A 1,977-nucleotide genomic window follows, 5' to 3' on the forward strand; every position below is an offset into this window, starting at 1 on the left:
ATACCGTTTACAACGAATCACCCCCGTATTTGTTGAGCTTACAAATTAAAATTAATTAGTTATGAATCTGAAATCATTTTTAATAATCCTTCTCACAACTCTTGTTGCTTCGAGTGGTTTTGCGCAAACTAATCTTTTGAACGCAAAAACACCTGATGAAATCAATATGAGAACTGAAGCCCAAATAGCTTATGATAATGACACCCCATTATCTTACGGGTATATTAACCAGCGTGATGTATTGTGGGCAAAAACTGTTTGGGAAAGAGTTGACCTAAATGAAAGAATGAACTTTCCCTTGTATTTTCCAATAGACACCATGAATATTGGTCCGGAAAGAAGATCCTTATATGATGTGTTATTGGCCAATGTCAAGAACGGAAGGATTCCAAATATCTATGCAGATTCATACTTTAATGATAAAAGGACGCTTGAAGAAATTCAGGCTACACTCAAAAAAGTAGATACAACTGACTTGGGAATACAACAACTAAATGCCGGCCTGCCCCTTGACCCGCAATATATAGACATTAGAGAATTGTCTGCAGCAGATATTGAGGAATACAGAATTCGCGGGTACTGGTATATTGACAAGCGCCTTGGAGAGTTAAAATACAGAATTATCGGTATTGCTCCCTGTGCTCCTGATGTTAATTTCATTGATGATGAAAATTCAGTATTGGTTGAATTGTTTTGGGTATTTTTCCCGGAAGCCAGAGAAGTGCTGCACGAATATAAAGCCTTTAACAGGCACAATACTTCCATGCCATTTTCATTTGATCACTTGCTCAACTCCAGACGTTTTAGTGGGGTTATTTACAAAGAAGACAATGAATATGGTGACAGGGCTGTGAAAGATTATATTCAGGACAATGCTTTGATGCAATTGCTTGAATCAGACAGGATCAAGGAAACCATCAGAAATATTGAAATCGACCTTTGGAATTATTAATAAATCCAAACTAATATAAATACTCAAAACTCCCGTATCTTGCGGGAGTTTTTGTTTTTAGCCTATGCAAGTAGATTATATCGTTGTTGGACTGGGTCTCGCCGGAATTGCTTTTTGCGAACAACTCGAAAAGCACAACAAATCATTTGTTGTTTTTGATTCGGGTTTAAATGTTTCTTCAACAGTTGCCGGTGGAGTTTATAATCCCATAATCCTAAAACGATTCACAGCCTCCTGGGATGCCTTAAACCAAATCAAAACTGCACTTCCGTTTTATACTCAACTGGAAAACAAACTTCAGGTAAAACTTGATTATAAAACCCCGGTTTTCCGCATTTTTGATTCGGTAGAAGAGCAAAATCTTTGGTTTGAAGCTGCAGACAGGCCGGTTTTAAACAACTTTCTCATCCCTGAAGTCAAATTCCCTGACAATAAACATATCAATGTGCCATTCGGGATGGGAGAAGTTGCCCACACAGGAAGAATTGATACAGCATTGCTGATTGCCTCTTATAAAAAATATTTAGAAGATAAGTGTCAATTGATTGGAAGAGATTTTGACTATGAATGTCTTGAAGTTGATAATGTACTTAAATACAAGACTATTTCAGCAAAAAATATCATCTTTTCCGAAGGTTTTGGAATAAAAAAGAATCCTTGGTTTAAAGATTTGCCCTTAACGGGAAATAAAGGTGAATTGCTCACAATTCACGCTCCTGAATTTACACTGGATAAAATAGTTAAGTCGTCTGTGTTTATTATTCCATTGGGAAATGACCTTTTCAGAGTTGGAGCAACTTACAATCCCAAAGACAAAGACACAAACCCCACTCCTGAAGCAAAACAAGAGCTCACCGAAAAGCTCAATAAAATCCTCAAATGCACCTATGAAATCATCGATCACAAAGCAGGTGTTAGACCCACGGTAACTGACAGAAAACCACTTGTTGGTAAACATTCGCAGTTTAAAAACCTGTTTGTGTTAAATGGATTGGGTTCAAGGGGCGTGATGATTGCACCTTCAG

The 1,977-nt window shown here is 37.4% G+C and carries 2 protein-coding genes; both read left to right on the top strand.

Annotated elements, in window-relative coordinates; genetic code table 11:
* Nucleotides 1-61: 61 nt before the first annotated feature.
* On the top strand, nucleotides 62-952 hold the full coding sequence (porN, locus tag AC6F75_RS08510; RefSeq protein ID WP_500714582.1) for a type IX secretion system ring subunit PorN/GldN: 891 nt from the start codon (nucleotides 62-64) through the stop codon (nucleotides 950-952).
* A gap of 64 nt (nucleotides 953-1,016) precedes the next feature.
* Nucleotides 1,017-1,977, top strand: a 961-nt coding sequence (locus AC6F75_RS08515; RefSeq protein ID WP_500714583.1) for an FAD-dependent oxidoreductase, incomplete at its 3' end; no start/stop codon positions are given.

This window comes from Planktosalinus sp. (genome assembly GCF_059864935.1).